The organism is Colwellia sp. (assembly GCF_013214175.1).
Taxonomy (GTDB): domain Bacteria; phylum Pseudomonadota; class Gammaproteobacteria; order Enterobacterales; family Alteromonadaceae; genus Colwellia.
This window is the reverse complement of the sequence record NZ_JABSPA010000002.1, coordinates 475934-494718: the sequence shown is the minus strand read 5'-3', so window position 1 is coordinate 494718 and position 18785 is coordinate 475934. Positions and strand designations below refer to the sequence as shown.

At 38.8% G+C, this 18785-nt stretch carries 14 protein-coding genes; 3 read left to right on the top strand and 11 right to left on the bottom strand.

Translation table 11 applies throughout. The features are described from left to right. Positions 1-8: 8 nt before the first annotated feature. The 8 genes from HRT55_RS05205 to HRT55_RS05170 all read right to left on the bottom strand — a co-directional run bounded on the left by HRT55_RS05205 (position 9) and on the right by HRT55_RS05170 (position 9848). On the bottom strand, positions 9-1115 hold the full coding sequence (locus HRT55_RS05205) for a rhodanese-like domain-containing protein (protein WP_291619414.1): 1107 nt from the start codon (positions 1113-1115) through the stop codon (positions 9-11). A gap of 113 nt (positions 1116-1228) precedes the next feature. Further along, positions 1229-1609, bottom strand: a complete 381-nt coding sequence (locus HRT55_RS05200) for a hypothetical protein (RefSeq protein ID WP_291619413.1) — start codon at positions 1607-1609, stop codon at positions 1229-1231. A gap of 237 nt (positions 1610-1846) precedes the next feature. Next, positions 1847-3139, bottom strand: coding sequence for an HlyD family type I secretion periplasmic adaptor subunit (locus HRT55_RS05195; RefSeq protein WP_291619412.1), 1293 nt, complete (start codon positions 3137-3139; stop codon positions 1847-1849). Between the two features lie 10 nt (positions 3140-3149). After that, on the bottom strand, positions 3150-4841 hold the full coding sequence (locus HRT55_RS05190) for an ATP-binding cassette domain-containing protein (protein ID WP_291619411.1): 1692 nt from the start codon (positions 4839-4841) through the stop codon (positions 3150-3152). A gap of 4 nt (positions 4842-4845) precedes the next feature. Beyond that, positions 4846-7011 (bottom strand): DUF4114 domain-containing protein, encoded by a 2166-nt coding sequence (locus HRT55_RS05185; RefSeq protein ID WP_291619410.1) that lies wholly within the window; start codon positions 7009-7011, stop codon positions 4846-4848. Positions 7012-7337: 326 nt separating this feature from the next. Then, positions 7338-7718, bottom strand: a complete 381-nt coding sequence (locus tag HRT55_RS05180; RefSeq protein ID WP_291619409.1) for a hypothetical protein — start codon at positions 7716-7718, stop codon at positions 7338-7340. A 180-nt stretch (positions 7719-7898) separates the two neighbouring features. Beyond that, positions 7899-8681 carry a hypothetical protein gene (locus tag HRT55_RS05175; RefSeq protein WP_291619408.1) on the bottom strand — a complete coding sequence of 261 codons (783 nt, stop codon included), beginning with the start codon at positions 8679-8681 and terminating at the stop codon, positions 7899-7901. Positions 8682-8855: 174 nt separating this feature from the next. Continuing rightward, a complete protein-coding gene (locus tag HRT55_RS05170; protein ID WP_291619407.1) occupies positions 8856-9848 on the bottom strand; it encodes a YeiH family protein in 993 nt (330 codons plus the stop codon). A 161-nt stretch (positions 9849-10009) separates the two neighbouring features. Between HRT55_RS05170 and HRT55_RS05165 the strand changes: the two genes are divergently transcribed. Then, positions 10010-10894 (top strand): LysR family transcriptional regulator, encoded by an 885-nt coding sequence (locus tag HRT55_RS05165; protein ID WP_291619406.1) that lies wholly within the window; start codon positions 10010-10012, stop codon positions 10892-10894. 114 nt (positions 10895-11008) lie between these two features. On the opposite strand, the gene HRT55_RS05160 is transcribed toward HRT55_RS05165, so the two are convergent. The 3 genes from HRT55_RS05160 to HRT55_RS05150 all read right to left on the bottom strand — a co-directional run bounded on the left by HRT55_RS05160 (position 11009) and on the right by HRT55_RS05150 (position 15671). Beyond that, positions 11009-13519: an ABC transporter permease gene (locus HRT55_RS05160; RefSeq protein WP_291619405.1), complete on the bottom strand. Its 2511-nt coding sequence runs from the start codon at positions 13517-13519 to the stop codon at positions 11009-11011. A 22-nt stretch (positions 13520-13541) separates the two neighbouring features. After that, positions 13542-14234, bottom strand: a complete 693-nt coding sequence (locus HRT55_RS05155) for an ABC transporter ATP-binding protein (protein ID WP_291619404.1) — start codon at positions 14232-14234, stop codon at positions 13542-13544. A gap of 111 nt (positions 14235-14345) precedes the next feature. Then, positions 14346-15671, bottom strand: coding sequence for an HlyD family efflux transporter periplasmic adaptor subunit (locus HRT55_RS05150; RefSeq protein WP_291619403.1), 1326 nt, complete (start codon positions 15669-15671; stop codon positions 14346-14348). A 167-nt stretch (positions 15672-15838) separates the two neighbouring features. On the opposite strand from HRT55_RS05150, the gene HRT55_RS05145 reads away from it, so the two are divergent. Together HRT55_RS05145 and HRT55_RS05140 are read left to right on the top strand one after the other, a co-directional pair. Further along, positions 15839-17377, top strand: a complete 1539-nt coding sequence (locus HRT55_RS05145; protein ID WP_367241040.1) for a sigma-54-dependent transcriptional regulator — start codon at positions 15839-15841, stop codon at positions 17375-17377. Beyond that, positions 17367-18779, top strand: coding sequence for an ATP-binding protein (locus tag HRT55_RS05140; protein WP_291619402.1), 1413 nt, complete (start codon positions 17367-17369; stop codon positions 18777-18779). The genes HRT55_RS05145 and HRT55_RS05140 overlap by 11 nt, the downstream gene beginning before the upstream one ends. Positions 18780-18785: the final 6 nt, after the last annotated feature.

Sequence of the window (18785 nt, the reverse complement as noted above, 5' to 3'; positions counted from 1 at the left end):
TGGCTGGGCTACAGCGAAATCGGATAGCCCAGCGCTTGCCATTCAGCAATGCCTGAATGACTAACACAGGTGATATTTTCTAGCCCCATCATGGCTAAATTAGTTAAGGCAGTTTGAGATCTTCGACCTGAATGACAGTAAATATAAATATGTTTAAAGCTTTTAAGCGCTTCGAGATGAGCTGCTTCTGTACCTAAAGGGATATTTTGGCTGTCGGGGATATGCCCTTGTAAATATTCATCTTCGCTGCGGTTATCAATGATCAAGTTTGCCAGATTTTGTTGTTGCCATACTTGATAAAGCGAAGTCATAGAAAAGTCTTCATGCACATAAATATTGGGGTTAAAGTTAATACCACAGCCCTCATTTGCAGGTACAGCTTCATTAATTTTTTTAGGTAATGCTAGGTTCAGATTACTCATAATATCGATAAAATCAGCCAGAGATATTTGTTTACCAAGCCTAGGGTTCCATTGCTTCTCTTCAGCAATCGTTGAGCTGGTATTGCCATTATAATCATGGCCGGGATAGACAATGGTTTTATCATTTAAGCTAAACAGCTTTTCAGTGACACTATGGTAGAGTTCCACTGAATTTCCCTGCTGAAAGTCTGTCCGACCGCAACCTCTTATCAGCAAAGTATCACCGGTGAAAACCATGCCGTTAAATGCTGCGCCATTAATAACTCCGCCAGCGATGTAAAAACTCATACAAGCGCTGGTATGTCCCGGTGTACGTATCGCTTTAATGTGACTATGGCCAAGGGGAAGCATATCTCCATCATTCAACGCAATATCAATAGATTTGATGCCTGCCGCTTGGTTATAAACTATTTTAGCACCAGTTTTTTGTCTGATTAAACCTGCAGAGCTAATGTGATCAGCATGAACGTGGGTTTCAATAGCATAAAGTAGCTCAATGCCCAATTCCTCAATATATTGCAGATCACGCTTGAGTTGCTCCTTAACCCCATCAATAATCGCACCTTGGTGAGTTTTGGCATCAACTAATAAGTAAGTATAAGTACAGCTATCCCTATCAAAGAACTGTTTTATCGTTAATTCATTTATTGCAGATTCATTTATAGTTAAGGGCTGCTGAGGGGAAATGCTCATAGCTATGCTCACGTATTTGAATATACATAACAGCAAGTATAGCTAGTGAAATTAGGGGGGCGTTTAAGGTTCAAGTTAAGGTTAAGGTTAAGCTAATGTTGGGAGCATAAATATTAGCTTAAGGTTTGCAGCCAATGCATCGCATCTTCTTCATTATCAAAGCTGCGTGTTTGTTGCGATGCTCTTGAGGGTGATAACTTATTGATGACATCTAAGGTGGTATTTGAGGTGATAACCATGGCTTTAGCAATGAGCTTTTGCTGGTTCAACCAAATATTATAATTTTCCAGTTCTTGATAAGCTTCTGGTGTAGCCCCTTGAAATTCTAGATTATTAACGAGAATAGAAAAGCTGGCATCCTGTAAATCATCTACAATAGCCTCGACACCATTAGTATATTTCTGTGCGCCGTATTCATTAAAAGCACCGACATTTCGGACAACAATGATATTGCCCTTTAGGCTAATAGATACTTTACCGTGTTCAATACCCATACATTACCTCTAGCTCAGTAACTGAACTTAATTTATATCATAATTAGTAATGAAATAATTACTATAGCCTATAAAAACTAATGAGCTAAAAGCAAAAAAAACGTAATAATCTATTATTACGCTTTTATTCTTACTTGATATCAGAGTATTACCAACAGCGTAAGCGCTGCTAGATTAAACTTATATTTCTTTAATACGGACACTACAATTCAAGAGTATATGTAGACATGCATGAAATTAGTTATCTCTAAATGCTCGTTCACTGCCTTGAAATAACGAATAAAATAGGTAATCCGTTAATGTTTGATTACCCGTTTCAATAAATGCTTCGGCTCCCATACCAGGACGAAGCTCAAGTCCCAAACTTTCCATATTTTCAATATCATTCACTTGCAACGCTACACGATAATAGGGCTGACCTTTGGAATCAAACATCCGATCCGGCGATATTTGAATAACTGTTGCAGCAATCATAGGCATTTTTCGCTGATTGTAAGCAGTCAAGCGGACTTGAGTTTTCGCCGCTAGCCTTATACCATCGATATCATCAGGGGATAATTTTACTTCAACGATTAAATGATCATTTTCAGGTACTATTTCCATCAACACTTGCTGAGAAGCTATTGTTCCGCCAACAGAGTGAATAGAAAGGTTGCTGATTTTTCCTGCTACTGTCGCTCTAATCGCAGAACGATCAATAGTTAATTTTAATTGCCCCAGTTCACTGGTTATTACCGGAATTTGAGCGGTAATTGCAAATAACTGCAGTTGATATTGATAATCACTCTGACTTTTTCTATTAATTTCTGAAAGTTGTTGCTGCTTATTTTCTAGTTGATATTGCGCTATTTCGGTATCAATACCAGTAATATTCGCCATGATTATCGTGATATTACGGTTTATTGGCTGTAATTTTTGTCTGGCATAAAAATCACTACTAGCAAGTTTTTCATAGGTGCCTCGCTCAAGTTCTAGTGATGCTAATTGATCTTGGTAGCTTTGTTTTTCTTTCTTTTTTCCGACAATAGCCAATTTAATTTGGTGAAGTTGACTATTGTGTAATGCCATCAATTCTCGCTCTATATCTCGTTGTTTTTTTAACTGTGAATGATTGAAAAACAACCGGCTTTCTTGAGATAACTTTTCTGATAACTTCAGTGTTTCTAACCCTACCATTAGCTTTTCTTGTTTATTCAACATTGCTGTAAGTAATTCACGCTGTAGTAATAAATGCAGTAACTGGTTAAGTTTGCTCTTGATACTAAGACGAGGTTGATCATTTTTTAGCTGTACCAAGACATCACCCTTGCGGACTGTTTGCCCTTCGTCGACATTAATCTTAGTAACTATTCCACCACCCAGATGCTGAATTTCTTTGCTAAAGCCACTAGAGCGTATGTAGCCTTGTGCAATAGCGGCACTACTCATTGGCGCAAATGAAGCCCATAAATAAAAGAGTGAAATAACCACGAATAAGAGTAAGCCCAAACATAATTTATAGCTGCTCAAATCTATCCTTTGTGAAGTCATAACTTTCTCCCTAACTAAATAGCGGATGCACTCGCTGCGAAGCACTTTTTTGAACAAAGGCTTGCAGACTTGAAACCGTCCCTGAATATTCAACTTCACCTTTATCAATTAAAAGTACTTTATCGGCAACACCGAGTATTTTAGTGTTTTGAGTTACTGCAATAACTGTACAGCCAGCAGATTTAGCGCTCATAATTAAGCTCAAATAGGCTTTTTTTCCTGCTTCATCTAAATACGCATCCGCTTCATCAAATATCAGTAATTGTGGTTGATGGTATACAGCTCTAGCCAAACAAACCCTTTGTAATATGCCCAAGGATAAACCAGCACTTGTCATGTTCACCGTGGTTTCATAGCCCTCTGGCAGTGATGAGATAGTTTGATGAACTGCGGCAGTTTTAGCGGCATGAATCAACTTACTTTCGTTGCATTCTTCATGATGACAAATGATATCTTTAATTGAAGCATTTGGCAGATGTAAACGTTGCGGGACATAGCCTAGTTGTTTACCTAACCATTGACGGTCGATAAACTTGGTATTAATTTCATCGATATACACCTTGCCTTTATCAATGGCTACATTACCCAAGATACTCTCTAATAATAGTGTTTTACCACTACCATTTGGTCCTATAATCACGTTAAACGAAGCTGGTATTGCCTCAAATTCATGAACCGACAATATGCTCGATTTACTTATAGGGTCTTTTACCACTAAGCCTTTTATAAAAACTCTTCCAATGATTTTTTCTGGTGGCTGTATTATTTTTTCATTATGACTCAAGTCATCAGTTACTTTTAATTGCACGACTATCTGCCAAGTACTTGAGACCAGTTGCCAACTATTCACTAAAATGTCAAAGGGCATTATACCTCGCATGCTAAGCATTAACGCAGCCAACATCACGCCGGCAGAGATTTGACTTGTGATAAGTAAATAAGCTCCTAACGTTGGTACTATTATTTGAAATAGCCAACGAATACTCAAATTGACACTTTGAAAAGTATGATTAGTATTCTCATGTATACACTGCATTTTTTGTGCTTGTTCACTGACCTTTCTCGTTTTCTCAAACCAAGCATCAGCCATGCCCATAGCTCTAAATGCGGGTATATTTAACACAAAAGATTGGTTTTTTCTCTGTTGAGCCTGACTAGATTTTTGATGAATGTCTTGGGTTTTACTTAGTGAATAATGTTGAAAAATGATCACTAAAAAAAACATAATATTGGCAATTGTCAGTACATAACCAAAAAATGGATGGAGGGCAAAAATAGCAATAATAAGTATAGGTATCAGTGTGGTATCCATTACCGCAAATAACGTTGGACTGGTGGCAAAGGTGCGTAGTGTTTTTAATTGATGTAAGGTCGATTGTCGCTGTTCAGCGGATTGATGAATATTACTGAGCAGTTTATCCAATAAATAAGGCTCAGTGGTTTTTTCAATAAAATTGGCTAAACATGCTGCCACTTTTCGACGTAAAATTTCGCAGCCTATTAAGAGTAAACCAAAAATAGAAATAGCCACTAACAGCATTATTAATGTTTCTTTACTTTTACTTGGTAGTACCCGATCAAATATTTGTAAGGTGTAAAAGGGAATCGCCAAATTCGCTAAAGAAACCAGCAGACTGAGTAACCAAATAAGTGCTAACGCCTTAATGGTTGCTTGTCGGAGATCTGCCCATTGGCTCGACATATAGTTATGCTATTAGATCAATATTAAGTTGCAGTAAATTTAAATCGTCTATATTTTCAAGGACAACAAAATTACTAAAACCATAATTACCTCCCGTACCATCAAGATCAATTTGCACTATAGTATTTCCATCAACTTCGACTAAATTTAGCCAATCGGAAACATTGCTAAGGCTGAAGTCTTCAGTCAAAGTAAATTGTAAAATATCATCGCTAGCATCAAAATCAGTAATCGTATCTAAGTAACCGCTTAAATCACTTTCTTTCCAGGTAAAGGTATCTTCGCCCAAACCACCGGTTAAGGTATCATTTCCTCTAACGCCTCGAATAAGATCATTACCAGCACCGCCTGCTAATTCATTATCACCACCTGTGCCTTTAATGTAGTCGGCAAAGTCTGAACCTATCGCATTCTCAATGGACAAAAGGGTATCTGAATCTCCGCCAGTAGTACGCTTGCCATGAAGATCAATGTTTACTCCGCTAGTTGTCTCAGCGTATGACACAGTATCACTACCGCTACTACCATTGACCGTATCTCTTCCTGAGCCAGTAATAAAAGTATCATTGCCTGAGCCACCATGAAGAACGTCACGGCCAGAGCCACCATTTATATAGTCATCACCTGAACCACCCGTAATATCATCTGAGCCACTACCACCATAAATTATATCTGCGCCAGAGCCGCCCTTAATAGTATCTGAGCCACTACCACCATTAATTGTATCTGCGTCAGAGCCACCAATAATAGTATCGTGGCCACTACCACCATCAATAATATCTGCGCCAGAGCCACCATTAATAATATCGTAGCCACTACCTCCATCAATAATATCTGCGCCAGAACCACCATTAATAGTATCGTAGCCACTACCTCCATCAATAATATCTGCGCCAGAACCGCCATTAATTGTATCCGATGCTGAGCCGCCATCAATTGTATCTGCGCCGGATCCGCCATTAATTGTATCTTGACTTGAACCGCCATCAATAACATCGTCTCCACCACCACCTTCGATGATATCAGCGCCAGTACCACCAAAAATAGTATCGTTACCTGAATTACCTGTCAGCTGATCATTACCACTATCACCATAAATAGTATCATCACCTGAACCGCCAATAATCTCATCATGGCCATTTCCCCCAAAGAGGCTATCGTCACCAGAGCCACCTTCGATATAATCACTGCCGCTACCACCGTAAGCTGTATCTACTCCTGAGCCACCATATATATAGTCACTGCCATTTTCGCCATAGAGTAAGTCATCTCCAGCTCTGCCATGAAGCTGATCATTACCACTGCCGCCATGAAGCTCGTCATCATCCTCAAGGACGCCGCCGCTTGATGGTGGACTTGCCGGTAAAACAGTATTACTTGTACCTATATAAGCAGTAAAGACACAATCATCAAAGTCCAGATCGCCACCATTATATAAATCTTCAAAACCCAACCTTATATAACCATCAGGCGGACTCATTAAACCTACAATGTGAGATATGCCATCCGGATTGAGATTATAGTCACTAATCTGGCCATCAGCAGAGTGATATTTGTTGGTTTGAATTTGTGTTTCACTGCCATCTAGGGCAACAAACCACAATGTTGGATTGCTATCATCAATATTTGCAATATTTCCTAGGCTATCTCTAAACACTAATTGCCCAGTATCGAAGTCCAGTCCTTGGTAGCTGTTATTTACACTATAGCCATTAGCTACAATAAAAAATCCCACTTGCTCTCCGGCAGTCAAACTAAGGTTACTACTGCTTACTCCTGGTGTTAACGTACCGCCAGAGCCGTTACTACTGGCATTGGTGAAATGAAAAACCACATCGATAATATCGCCATTTTCATCAATTTTATAACTACCAAGAGTATTTCTATAACCAGCAGTTTCACCTTCAAAAACGATGCTGCCTTCATAATCTGTATTTATTTCTAGTTGATTTAGTTTGATATATTTAGGGCCGCCACCGCCCCAAAGCACATCATTCCCAGACTCCCCATATAATAAATCATTGCCGGAGCCGCCAATTATCTCATCTGTACCTGAACCCGAATAGGCAATATCATCACCACCGCCAGCACTTATGACTTGGGAACCAACCCCCGTGGTAATAACATCATCGCCACTGGTACCAATGACGGGTTTTATTGCATTTGACATAATAAATACCTCAAATATAAATGAATACTTATACTAAGCAATATTCATTCCGATACATTAAATACCAATTATTCAATAGCTTGATAAAAATTTACTAAAGATTAAGCCAGTATTTTTTGAGGGCTTTGCACTTTGCAATGCACAATACTATGAATATAACGACCGCATAGCATTAACCAGTTTACTTTGCTAAGCAGTGCCAACTAAGAATGCCAAAATAAGTGCTTTGCCAATGATTATTTGACAAGTAATCGTTGTTTTTTATCGGGATAAAAAACGGCGAGTATGGATGTGTTATCGCTAAACTGAAGTGTTTTTATGTGATTTTAACTGAGTGATTGCAGCCAATGCATAGCATCTTCTTCATTATCAAAACTGCGTGTTTGTTGTGATGCTCTAGAGGGTGATAACTTATTGATGACATCTAAGGTGGTATTTGAGGTGATAACCATGGCTTTAGCAATGAGCTTTTGCTGGTTCAACCAAATATTATAATTTTCCAGTTCTTGATAAGCTTCTGGTGTAGCCCCTTGAAATTCTAGATTATTAACGAGAATAGAAAAGCTGGCATCCTGTAAATCATCTACAATAGCCTCGACACCATTAGTATATTTCTGTGCGCCGTATTCATTAAAAGCACCGACATTTCGGACAACAATGATATTGCCCTTTAGGCTAATAGATACTTTACCGTGTTCAATACCCATACATTACCTCTAGCTCAGTAACAGAACTTAATTTATATCATAATTAGTGATGAAATAATTACTATAGCCTATAAAAACTAATTAGCTAAAAGCAAAAAAAACGTAATAATCTCTTATTACGCTTTTATTCTTACTTGATATCAAAGTATTACCAACAGCATAAACGCTGCTAGATTAAACCTATATTTCTTTAATACGGACACTACCACCACTGGTTTTTAATACCAGTTCAGGGCCACCGCCATTGATAGTGCCTTCAATTTTGCGTTTGCTGATTTCGCCATTGACCGTGAACTCACTAGAGACACGACCGCCACTGGTTTTAGCTGTAAGGTTTACCGCAACATCTTTAGCTAAATAAGCGGTAATAGAGCCACCCGAAGTTTTTAACTTACTATCTTTGGTTGGGTTCTTCGGTAATTTCAGCTTAATGCTGCCACCTGAGGTTTTAGCATTAATTTTACCAATGACATTATCAAGATCTAAACTACCACCCGAGGTTTTAATATTTACGTCACCGACTACCTCTTCAACAGAAATAGAACCACCCGAGGTGTAGGCATCAACTTTACCTGTTAGGTTTTCAATTTCAATAGAGCCGCCACTCGTGTTTACATCAATATTATAGTTTTCCGGCAAGGTTATTTTATAAGTTACTCTGATACTTGTTGAGCCAAAACCAAAGCCACTGCGATCTAAGTCACCATTAATACTGACATTATCACCGGACTTTTTAATATTTACCTGCATCTTGTCTTCATCTTTACCGCTAATATTTACTTCAATCAATACCGTATCCTTGGCATGAGTTTCAATATCAATAGCACCAACATCAGTCTCTAACTTTAATAAACCACCAGCTGCTACATTCAATTCTTCATTATATGTTTTTGCTTGCAAGCCACCTGCCATTAAGAGCAGTGCAATTGGTGCATATTTAAAAGTATTTTTCATGTTTAACATAAAGTATCTCCGTATATTTTTTATTAGTATTGGTATTACTAAGTGCTTGAAGTTTCCAATCACTTAGCAGTATTTTTTGGTCACTGCTAAGTGAGATGCAACTTGAACAAAAAAGGTTTAAATTTAATTTTAATTTTATTCAATGCAACTTATACTCCGCTAGCTCAAGTAACCTTAACTTAACCAAGAAGTTAAGAAAAAACCACCAAAAATTAACATGATGAAAAGTAATGTAGCTAATAATAACGGTTTAGGTCCAGCTTCCTTGATAGTTGCCCAACGAGTGTGTGCTCCTAATGCAGCCATCGCCATAGCTAATGAAAATTGACTCGCAAAGCTAAAACTTATTTTAACTATTTCAGGTAAAACGAACATACTATTGATCATAGCTGTTGCCATAAAGCCAAAAACAAACCAAGGAATAGCAACAACACTTTTTTCGTTACTGCCAGCGTCATCACTACGATTCAAACGTGTTAACACCAGACTTAACATGATAATAAACGGCGCTAACATCATCACCCGAATAAGTTTTACCACTACCGCCGTTTGCATGGTTTCAACATTAATACTTTGCCCAGCAGCCACCGCTTGCGCAACTTCATGAGCGGTACTGCCAATATAAATACCAAAGGTGTGATCATTCATCGCAACCCACTGATAAATGAAAGGATAACTAAACATGGCTAGGGTACCGAAGAGCACTACCGTGGCAATAGCAATGGTAATATGTTGTTGTTTTGGTTTCAGCACAGATTCAGTTGCTAAAATAGCTGCTGCCCCACAAATAGCGCTACCTGCGGCAGTTAATATCGCAACATCCCGGTGTAACTTAAATACTTTTATACCAACAAATGTTCCGACACTAAAAATGACGGTAATCACTACTAGGTCAATAACCACAGCTTGCCAGCCCACAGCAACTATTTGCTGAAAACTTAAACCAAAGCCAAATAAGATAATGCCTAACCTGAGCATTTTTTGTTTACAAAAATGTGAAAACTGATGGTCTTTTTCATCTTCTACTCTTAATAAAAAATGGCCATAGCTCATCCCTAATAGAATAGCTAAAGGTAGTGCACTTAAACCAAAAGCCGATACTTGTGGAATACTTGCGAGGGCAATTGCCACTAAGGCAATAACGGGTAGAACTATATAGGTAGGCATAATGGACCTCTTTCTGATATTGAGTATACGAGTGAATCAACGATTCATCACTTTATGGAATATAATATAACCCAATCAATATAATAAGAATAATGGATAGTTTAAATGTATAGTATCGGATAAACCGAACTATAAAACGGCTATTAAGGTCAATACAAGTTATGACTATTTCAATAAAGAAACTGCAACTTTTTGAGGCGACTGCACGTTTAGGTAAACTAACTCAAGCCGCTAATGAAATAGCTTTAAGCCAGTCCGCGGCGAGCCAAGCATTAAAAGAGCTAGAACAAAGCTTAGGATACCCACTGTTTGAACGGGTTGGTCGAGATTTATTGATCACTGAAAATGGCCTTAAGGCACTGCCTAAAGTGCGCCAAATTGCTGATATTCTTGACAGTTTACAGTTGGCTAATTTAAACCCGATGAGCGGCGTATTGAAAATTGTCGCCAGTGCCACCATTGCTACCTATTTACTACCCAAGCTGATCGCTAATTTTATAAAAATCTATCCAGACGTTTCCCCTGCAATACACATTGGCAATACCCAAATGGTGATAGATTACTTAGATAAAGGCCAAGCTAATATTGGCCTTATTGAAGGCCCGGCATTACATCCACACTTACAAATAACCCCTTGGCAAGAAGATAAATTACAAGTCTTTTGCCCGCCTAATCACCCGTTAGCAAAAAAAACAACGATCAATCTAGAGCAGATTCAACAACAGTCTTGGGTATTGCGAGAGCAAGGCTCTGGTACACGTGCAATTTTTGATGCCGCTATTGAGCAAGTGGGCGCACAAATTAATTTAGCTATGGAGCTGACCAGACAAAGTGCTATTAAAGAATCAGTTAAAGCGGATTTAGGTCTAGGTTGTCTGTCTAAGCTATCTATTGCTGAAGAATTAAAAAATGGCGGCTTAGTAGCGCTGAAATCACCACTGAACTTATCAAGACGTTTTTCTTTGGTGACTCATAAAGAGAGCCATCACAACTTGCTTACTCAAACATTCATTGATTATTTAATAGCAGAATCATCGAGCAAGTAATCATTTAAGAGCAATAATTAAAAAGAAATAAAAACGGCAGTGAATATAATTAACTGCCGCTCTCTTTGGCATTAGCTATTTACAACGCATGCAATGCTCTTTATTTATATGATCTTATTCATATCTAAGCGCTTTAATTGGATTTTTTCTCGCCACTTTAGCCGCATTAGCACCAACGGTACTCCAAGCGATAATCAGTGATAACAAACCTACGCCCAAACAAATAGGTATCAGCCAAATAGCACTTATGCGATAAGGAAATGCTTCTAACCAAGTTAGCATTAAGTAAGCGGCAATTGGCCAAGCAATTAAATTCGCCAGCACCACTGGCTTAGAGAATTGCCAGATAAGTAATGCCACTATATCTTTTACACTCGCTCCCATGACTTTTCTAATACCAATTTCTTTTGTTCTTCTTTCTACGGTAAAGGCAGATAAACCATATAAACCTAAACAAGCTATCACGATGGCAATGAATGAAAATACCAAGAACAACTGCGCTGTGGTTAATTCATCATGATATTGTGCCGCCATCATTTCACTTAAAAACTGTAAGTTAATCGGTTGCATAGGCACGTTATTCTTCCACACACCTTCAATATCGCTAATTAAATTAGGTACATTGTTAGTAGTGAAAGAGATGTTAGCCACTCGAAAACGTTGTGGATTTAAGGTATAAACCGAGGCTCTGACACCAAACTTAATAGAACGAAAGTAAATATCAGGGATAACACCAACAATGGTTAAATGCTGTTTACCACGAATATCAATGGCTAATGTTTTACCTATGGCATCTTCTGCTCTACTAAAGCCAAACTTTTTCAAAGCTGATTGATTTAGTACCACACTGGCTTGACCTACTTCACCTTCAGCGACTTTTTTAATAGTGTCGGTACCAAAATTTTCATCAAATAATCGACCTGCCAAAGGTTTTACTTGGTAGGCTTCAAAGAATCCATAACCCATATTATGGTAATTAACTAACTGAGCTTCGTTAGCAACGCCGTTGGCATGGGATTCTAATAATTTGAAATTATTATTATTCTCATTATCTTGTGTTGGCGCTTCCGATGAAAAAACTACACTGCTTACATCGGGTAAATTTAATAATTCTTGTTTTAAGCTGGCTAAGTTATCGCCAGTATTGCGAATACTAAGTACCAGCTTGTTATCACTTTCATAACCCACCGCCATATTATTAGAGAAGATCGTTTGGCCATAAACCACCAAGGTTGATATCACTAAAATAATGGAGGTAGCAAACTGAAAAACTACCAAGACACTTCTAAATTTTGCCGAGTTTTTCGACTCAACACTCTTACTCGACTGTAAAATTTTTCCCGGTATAAAGCGTGATAAATAAAGTGCCGGATAAATTCCTGCGCCAATGCCAACACAAATGGCTAGGCCAACTAACATCAACAATAAACTGGGCTCATCAAGTAAGTTTAGGGCTAATTCTTTACCTAATACTTCATTATAAAAAGGTAACACTAGCTCTACTGCCACCAAAGCAAACAGTAATGACAACAGCACTAAGGCTATAGCCTCGCCTAAAAACTGTATCGCTACTTGTGTTCTGCTCGCACCTAACACCTTACGCATAGCAACTTCGCGCGCTCTTTTACTGGCTTTAGCTGTAGATAGATTCATGAAGTTAATACAGGCAATTAGTAACACTAAACCGGCAACAATAATAAAGGTGGTGATCATCTTACCATCACCCATGGGCGTTAAATCGCCCATATTTCCGGCTTGGCTTTTGGCATGTAAATGTAGGTCAGCCACCGGCATAATACGTTGCCTAACAAAATCGGTAACCTGCTTACCTGAAGCTTTTTCACCTAAAATATTAACTAACATGTCAACTAATGGACTTTCATTATTCATCCAAAAGCTGATGCGATCTTGTAATTGTTGCGCATCAATACCCGGATTTAATTTGAAATAGGTATAAACATTAAGGCTAGTCCAGGTATGCAAAGTGCCATCATTTTCACCAAACAAAGCGGGTTGTAAATAAACAATCATATCGGTATTTAAATGCGTAGCATCAGGTAAATCTTTTATTACCCCAGTAATAGTCAGGGTTGTGGTATTACCGGCAATACAGCAAATGGTAAGCGTTTCGCCGACCGCATCACTTTTACCAAAATATTTATAAGCTAACTCTTCGGTGATAACCAAATCCATCGGTTTGTTAAAAGAAGACTCTTTCGAACCATGAATAAAAGGTAAATCAAAGAGTTTAAAAAAGCTGCTATCAACCATTGTAAATTGTTCTGGAAAAGCATCTTCATTTTGCCTTACCGTTAAATCAAACTGAATAAAACGCACACCAGTTTCAATTTCATTTTTAGCATAATCTCGTATCGCTGGCATCATGCTGCCAGCCGACCGTACCGTTTCAAACGGTTCTTGATTCGGTATAGAGTAAGCGGTGTGCATACGTACTAGCTGCTGATGATCTTTAAGCCAGGTATCAAAGCCTGACTCTTGACGGACAAACAACATGATTAAAATACAGCTCATTAAACCTATGCTTAAACCAAAAATGTTGATGACCGAAAAAATACCGTTTTTAATAACATTGCGCCAAAAGGTAATAAGGTAATTGTGAAACATAATAAACTCTCCTAATCAGCAGTTAAGCCATCTTCTCAGCAACACGAACACTCTGGGCAACCACATGACCATCAAATAAATTAATGGTACGTCTAGCGTAGTCAGCATGCGCTGGGCTATGAGTCACCATAACTATGGTGGTGCCTTCATCGTTAAGTGCTTGCAACATTTCCATCACTTCTTGACCGTGAGCACTATCTAAATTACCCGTTGGTTCATCGGCTAAGATCATTTTTTGATCACCAACCACGGCTCTAGCCACGGCAACACGTTGTTGTTGTCCTCCAGATAACTGACTCGGTAAATGTTTGGCTCGATGAGCAATGCCAACCTTATCCATTACCTTATTCACTTTAGCTTTACGCTCTGCTGCGGGGATGTTGTGATAAATTAGCGCCAACTCAATATTTTCAGCAACAGTTAATTCATCAATTAAATTAAAGTTTTGAAAGATAAAACCAATATTCTTTTTACGAATAACCGACAATTTTTTTTCTGGGTAACCGGCAACATTTTCACCATCAAAAATGTACTCACCACTACTGGGTGAATCCAACATGCCTATGGTGTTGAGTAAGGTTGATTTACCACAACCTGACGGCCCCATGATGGCAACAAACTCGCCTTGGGCTATTTCAATATTTACATTATTCAAGGCTGATGTTTCTACGTCTTCAGTTTGATAAATACGAGTTAAATTATGTAGTTTTAGCATGTTGTATTCCTTTGCTCTTTTTGAGTCTTTTAGTGTTCGGTTCAATCGATAAATTTGTTTGGTATTTTTTGTATTAGCTTTTTTAAATAAACGTTTCTGTTGCTATGACGCTTATTGAAAGTTCAGTCGTTGCATATCTTGGTAACTGCTATAAGGACTAGTGACAACTTGCTCACCTAACTCAAGGCCTTCAATAACTTCAATAAATTGGTTATTTCGTCGACCTAAGCGCACATTCCGCTTCACTGCTTGACTGCCATCGACACTAACCACAAACAGCCACTTGCCGCCGGTATCTTGATAAAAGGCGCCATTAGGAATCAACATGGCTTCACTGGCGTCGCCTAGGGTCAGTTTAATTTGAATGGTTTGTCCGCGGCGTATGCCTTTAGGTTGCTCTTTGACAAATTTAAAGTCGACTTCAAATTGTCCGTTTTGAACTTGTGGATAGACTTTGGCAATAACCAAAGAATAATTTTTATAGTTAGCGGTTTGACCAATATCAACACGTCCTAAATAAAATTCATCAATAAAAGCGGTCAGCTTGTAATCGTTAGGGGTATCTATTTGACCAAGGCGCTCACCACGAGCAATGCTTTGGCCAACTTCAACATTAAAGCCAGATAAGATACCTGCAACAGGCGCTTTAACATTCATGTTTTCTAAGTTCTTGCGTGAAATGACTAAGTTACTTTCTAAGCGAGTACTGGTGTCTTTTAAAAAGGCCAATTGCTCACCTTGCATGCGGGCATCTGATTGCTGACTTTCAAGTGTTAATGCCAAACGATCTTTATACCAAACTAATGTATCTTCGCTATCTTCTACTTGTGTCTTGGTGATCGCGCCAGTCGCGATCAAGGATTGTGAACGATCAACTTGACGGGTTAACAGCTTAATTTGGTGTTTAATATCGATAATATTACGCTTATGTTGCAAGCGATTTTGCTCTAGATTTAACTCAATAGTACGCATATTATTTAGCTGCTCGGCTACGCGTGTTTCATTACCTAAAGCACTGAGTTGCAGTGACGCATTTGATAGTTCTACGATAAGGTTGCCAGCGGTTAAACTAGCGCCATCTTCCACCAGTATTTTTTCAACTCGGCCACCTTCAATGGCATCTAAATAAACCGTTTTTGCTGGAGTGACTCGACCACGAATAGGAATGAAATCTTCAAAAATCCCTGAAGTAACTTTTGACACCACTATGCGGCTATTGTCTACCGATAAAACTTTACCTGTGCTTTTATTAGCTATCATATAAACAGCAAAAACAACCATTAGTATTATCAGGGTTAGACCCAGCCATTTTTTTATGGGGTTAGCATTAGTGGTAATTTTACGATCCATACCTGAGCCGGATACGGCTTTAGTTACAGAAGTAAGCGGCGTTGTATTTTTGCTTGAATCAGTTTTTGTCTTGTTTACTTGGGTCATATTAACCTGTCATTAAGAAGTATTAGCTTAAGCCAATAGATAAACTTACTACTAACAATCCAATAATCGTTCCAACCTGTAATCATCTGTTTTTATTATGTTTTGTATATCCCGGCTAAAATTAACTTTAATTAAACTGTACGTTTATGAACAGTAGGTGTACGTTAATGAACACTTTGTCAGTTAAAGATCTATCAATTAGAAGTGATAGACAAACTAGACACTGCCATTGCTTGAGCAAGGCACTTACCGTATTTAAAGGATCATTTAGCGTGAAAAAAGAAGGCAAGATTCTCATCGTTGATGACGATGAAGATATTTTAACCGCGGGTAAGTTACTACTTAAACGCCATTTTTCACAAATAAGTACCTGTAATGTGCCTGATCATATTCCTCAATTTATTAATGATCAGCACTTTGATGCCATTATCTTAGATATGAATTTTGGCCCAGGTGAAAGCTCTGGTGCGCAAGGTTTTTATTGGCTACAGAAAATATTAGAAATTAAGCCAGAAAGTGTCATTATTATGATCACCGCTCATGGTGGTATTAATGTTGCGGTTGAAGCCATGAAGCTTGGTGCAACTGATTATATTGCTAAGCCTTGGCAAAATGAAAAAGTTATCGCCACGGTATCAACGGCAGTATTACTGGGCAGAAGCCGCAGTGAAGCGCAAACATTACGTGAAACCAATAAAGTATTAGTACAAGCGAGCAACCCGGCCAGTCAGCAAAATATGCTTGGTCAATCACCAGCCATGAAACATATTCAATCGTTAATTTCTCGCTCAGCGCCAACTGAAGCCAATGTAATGATATTGGGCGAAAATGGCACAGGCAAAGAGCTGGTCGCCCGAGAAATACATCAACAAAGTGCTCGTGCTCAACAAGTATTTATGTCGGTTGATTTAGGCGCTATTAGTGAAAGCCTATTTGAAAGTGAATTATTTGGTCATAAAAAAGGTGCCTTTACTGGCGCACAACACGATAGAGTCGGCCGTTTACAAGCAGCAGATGGCGGTACCTTATTTTTAGATGAAATAGGTAACTTACCCCTGCACTTACAAGCCAAGTTACTTACCGTGTTAGAGCAACGAAAAGTAACTCCTCTAGGTGCAAATAAGGCGATAGCGTTTAATGTCAGAGTAGTGTCTGCCACCAACTTAAAAGCAGAAGCCCTAAAAGATGAGCAGCGTTTTCGACCAGATTTACTCTTTAGGCTCAATACCGTTGAAATTAAGTTACCGCCGTTGCGCGAACGTAGCGAAGACATAGTACTTATTGCCCGTCATTATGTTAATTTCTATGCTAGAAAATATCATCAGCAAGGTAAAAGTATTAAGCAACTAAGCAATGAAGCACTCACGGCGATTACCTCCTATGCTTGGCCGGGTAATATTAGAGAGCTACGTCACGCCATTGAACGGGCAATGATATTAAGCCAAACTGAAATACTTACACCGGCTGACTTTCAACTTGATATTGCTCCCCCAGTTCAACAAAATATACCCAGCTCTATGGTAGTTACCAATGTTGAGCCAACACTAATCTCATCGCTACCAGCAGATCTCAATTTAGAGCAGATAGAGAAAAATGCCATATCCTTAGCGCTTAAAAAGCATCGTTTTAATATTAGTCACACTGCCAAAGAGCTTGGTTTAACGCGCGCGGCCCTCTACCGCCGGATGGAAAAACATGGACTTTAAAAGGTTTTCGCTATTAATTGCTACACGTACTATTTTAGCTATGTTAACGCTTATTTTTCTAACCCAAGCGGTTATGCATGAGGGTTATCACGCCACTATATTATTGTTATCGGTAGTACTTATCCTACAATTTTTTGAAATAATGCGTTTTATTTCAAAAACGAATGCCGAGCTAGTGCGCTTTTTTGATGCCGTTCGCCATGCTGACTTTTCACAGCGCTTTGAATTAAAAGCACAGGGTGCGGGTTTTGATGAGTTAGGCGCAACCTTTACTGATATTTTAAAGCGTATTCAAAAGGTGCGTTCAAGCCAAGAAGCAGAGTTACGCCATATAAAAGCCATTATTGAGCATGTACCAGTACCGCTATTAAGCATTGACCATAGCGGTAAAGTAACCTTATGGAATAACAGTGTCAGGCGCTTGTTCGGCGCGAATGCAGTTACCCATATTGATGATATGGCGCAATTCAATGAAGACTTTCCGAAAAAATTGCAGGGTATCTTAGCCGGTGAACGTACCCTAGTAAATATCACCATTGATGACATGGAACACAAACTTATTGTCTCTGCCACTGAGATAATAACGGCAAGCAATCAAGAAACCTTACTCAGTATGCAAGACATCCAAAGTGAACTGGCCCTTGCTCAACTACAGGCTTGGCAAGACTTGGTTAGTGTTTTAACACACGAAATAATGAACAGTATTACCCCGGTCGCATCACTGGCCAAAACCGCTGTCGATTTAGTGCAAGATGTACAAGAAAAAACTCAGCAATTGCCGGTAATTAACGATGAGCGTTCTGAAAAGTTAGCTCAAAAATTAACTGAAGAATTAGCTGAAGACTTAGATGATGTTTTAGCTGCAGTAAAAACCGTAGCAAGACGCAGCGACGGCTTAATGCAGTTTGTCACCAGCTACCGCCGTCTAACACGGTTGCCCTCACCCAATAAAAAATTACTGTCAGTTGAGACGCTATTTAACCATGTAGCAACCTTAGCTCGGCAAAATTGGCAAGAAAATGATATTGAATTAACCTGCACTATTAACCCTCAAGCCTTAGATTTTATTGTCGATAGCGATATGATCGAACAAATATTACTTAACTTACTGCAAAACGCCGAACACGCGTTAACTCATATAAACACGCAAGTTACCGCAGCAAAGATTACCCTGCAGGCTTTCTTGAATGTGCGTGGTCATGTCGTTATTGAAGTTTCTGATAATGGCAAAGGTATTGAAGAGGAAAATATTGCGCAAATATTTGTGCCTTTTTATACCACTAAGAAAGAAGGCTCTGGTGTCGGCTTAGCCCTAACCCGACAAGTTATGCTAGCTCACAATGGCAAAGTTACCGTACGTAACAATGACCAAGATGGTGCTACTTTTAGCCTTACTTTTTAGCTAGGT

Excerpts from the sequence above, each read along its gene's own strand:
- HRT55_RS05205 (WP_291619414.1), bottom strand. The coding sequence starts at position 1,115 with ATGAGCATTTCCCCTCAGCAGCCCTTAACTATAAATGAATCTGCAATA.
- HRT55_RS05200 (WP_291619413.1), bottom strand. The coding sequence starts at position 1,609 with ATGGGTATTGAACACGGTAAAGTATCTATTAGCCTAAAGGGCAATATC.
- HRT55_RS05195 (WP_291619412.1), bottom strand. The coding sequence starts at position 3,139 with ATGACTTCACAAAGGATAGATTTGAGCAGCTATAAATTATGTTTGGGC.
- HRT55_RS05190 (WP_291619411.1), bottom strand. The coding sequence starts at position 4,841 with ATGTCGAGCCAATGGGCAGATCTCCGACAAGCAACCATTAAGGCGTTA.
- HRT55_RS05185 (WP_291619410.1), bottom strand. The coding sequence starts at position 7,011 with ATGTCAAATGCAATAAAACCCGTCATTGGTACCAGTGGCGATGATGTT.
- HRT55_RS05180 (WP_291619409.1), bottom strand. The coding sequence starts at position 7,718 with ATGGGTATTGAACACGGTAAAGTATCTATTAGCCTAAAGGGCAATATC.
- HRT55_RS05175 (WP_291619408.1), bottom strand. The coding sequence starts at position 8,681 with ATGTTAAACATGAAAAATACTTTTAAATATGCACCAATTGCACTGCTC.
- HRT55_RS05170 (WP_291619407.1), bottom strand. The coding sequence starts at position 9,848 with ATGCCTACCTATATAGTTCTACCCGTTATTGCCTTAGTGGCAATTGCC.
- HRT55_RS05165 (WP_291619406.1), top strand. The coding sequence starts at position 10,010 with ATGACTATTTCAATAAAGAAACTGCAACTTTTTGAGGCGACTGCACGT.
- HRT55_RS05160 (WP_291619405.1), bottom strand. The coding sequence starts at position 13,519 with ATGTTTCACAATTACCTTATTACCTTTTGGCGCAATGTTATTAAAAAC.
- HRT55_RS05155 (WP_291619404.1), bottom strand. The coding sequence starts at position 14,234 with ATGCTAAAACTACATAATTTAACTCGTATTTATCAAACTGAAGACGTA.
- HRT55_RS05150 (WP_291619403.1), bottom strand. The coding sequence starts at position 15,671 with ATGACCCAAGTAAACAAGACAAAAACTGATTCAAGCAAAAATACAACG.
- HRT55_RS05145 (WP_367241040.1), top strand. The coding sequence starts at position 15,839 with ATGAACACTTTGTCAGTTAAAGATCTATCAATTAGAAGTGATAGACAA.
- HRT55_RS05140 (WP_291619402.1), top strand. The coding sequence starts at position 17,367 with ATGGACTTTAAAAGGTTTTCGCTATTAATTGCTACACGTACTATTTTA.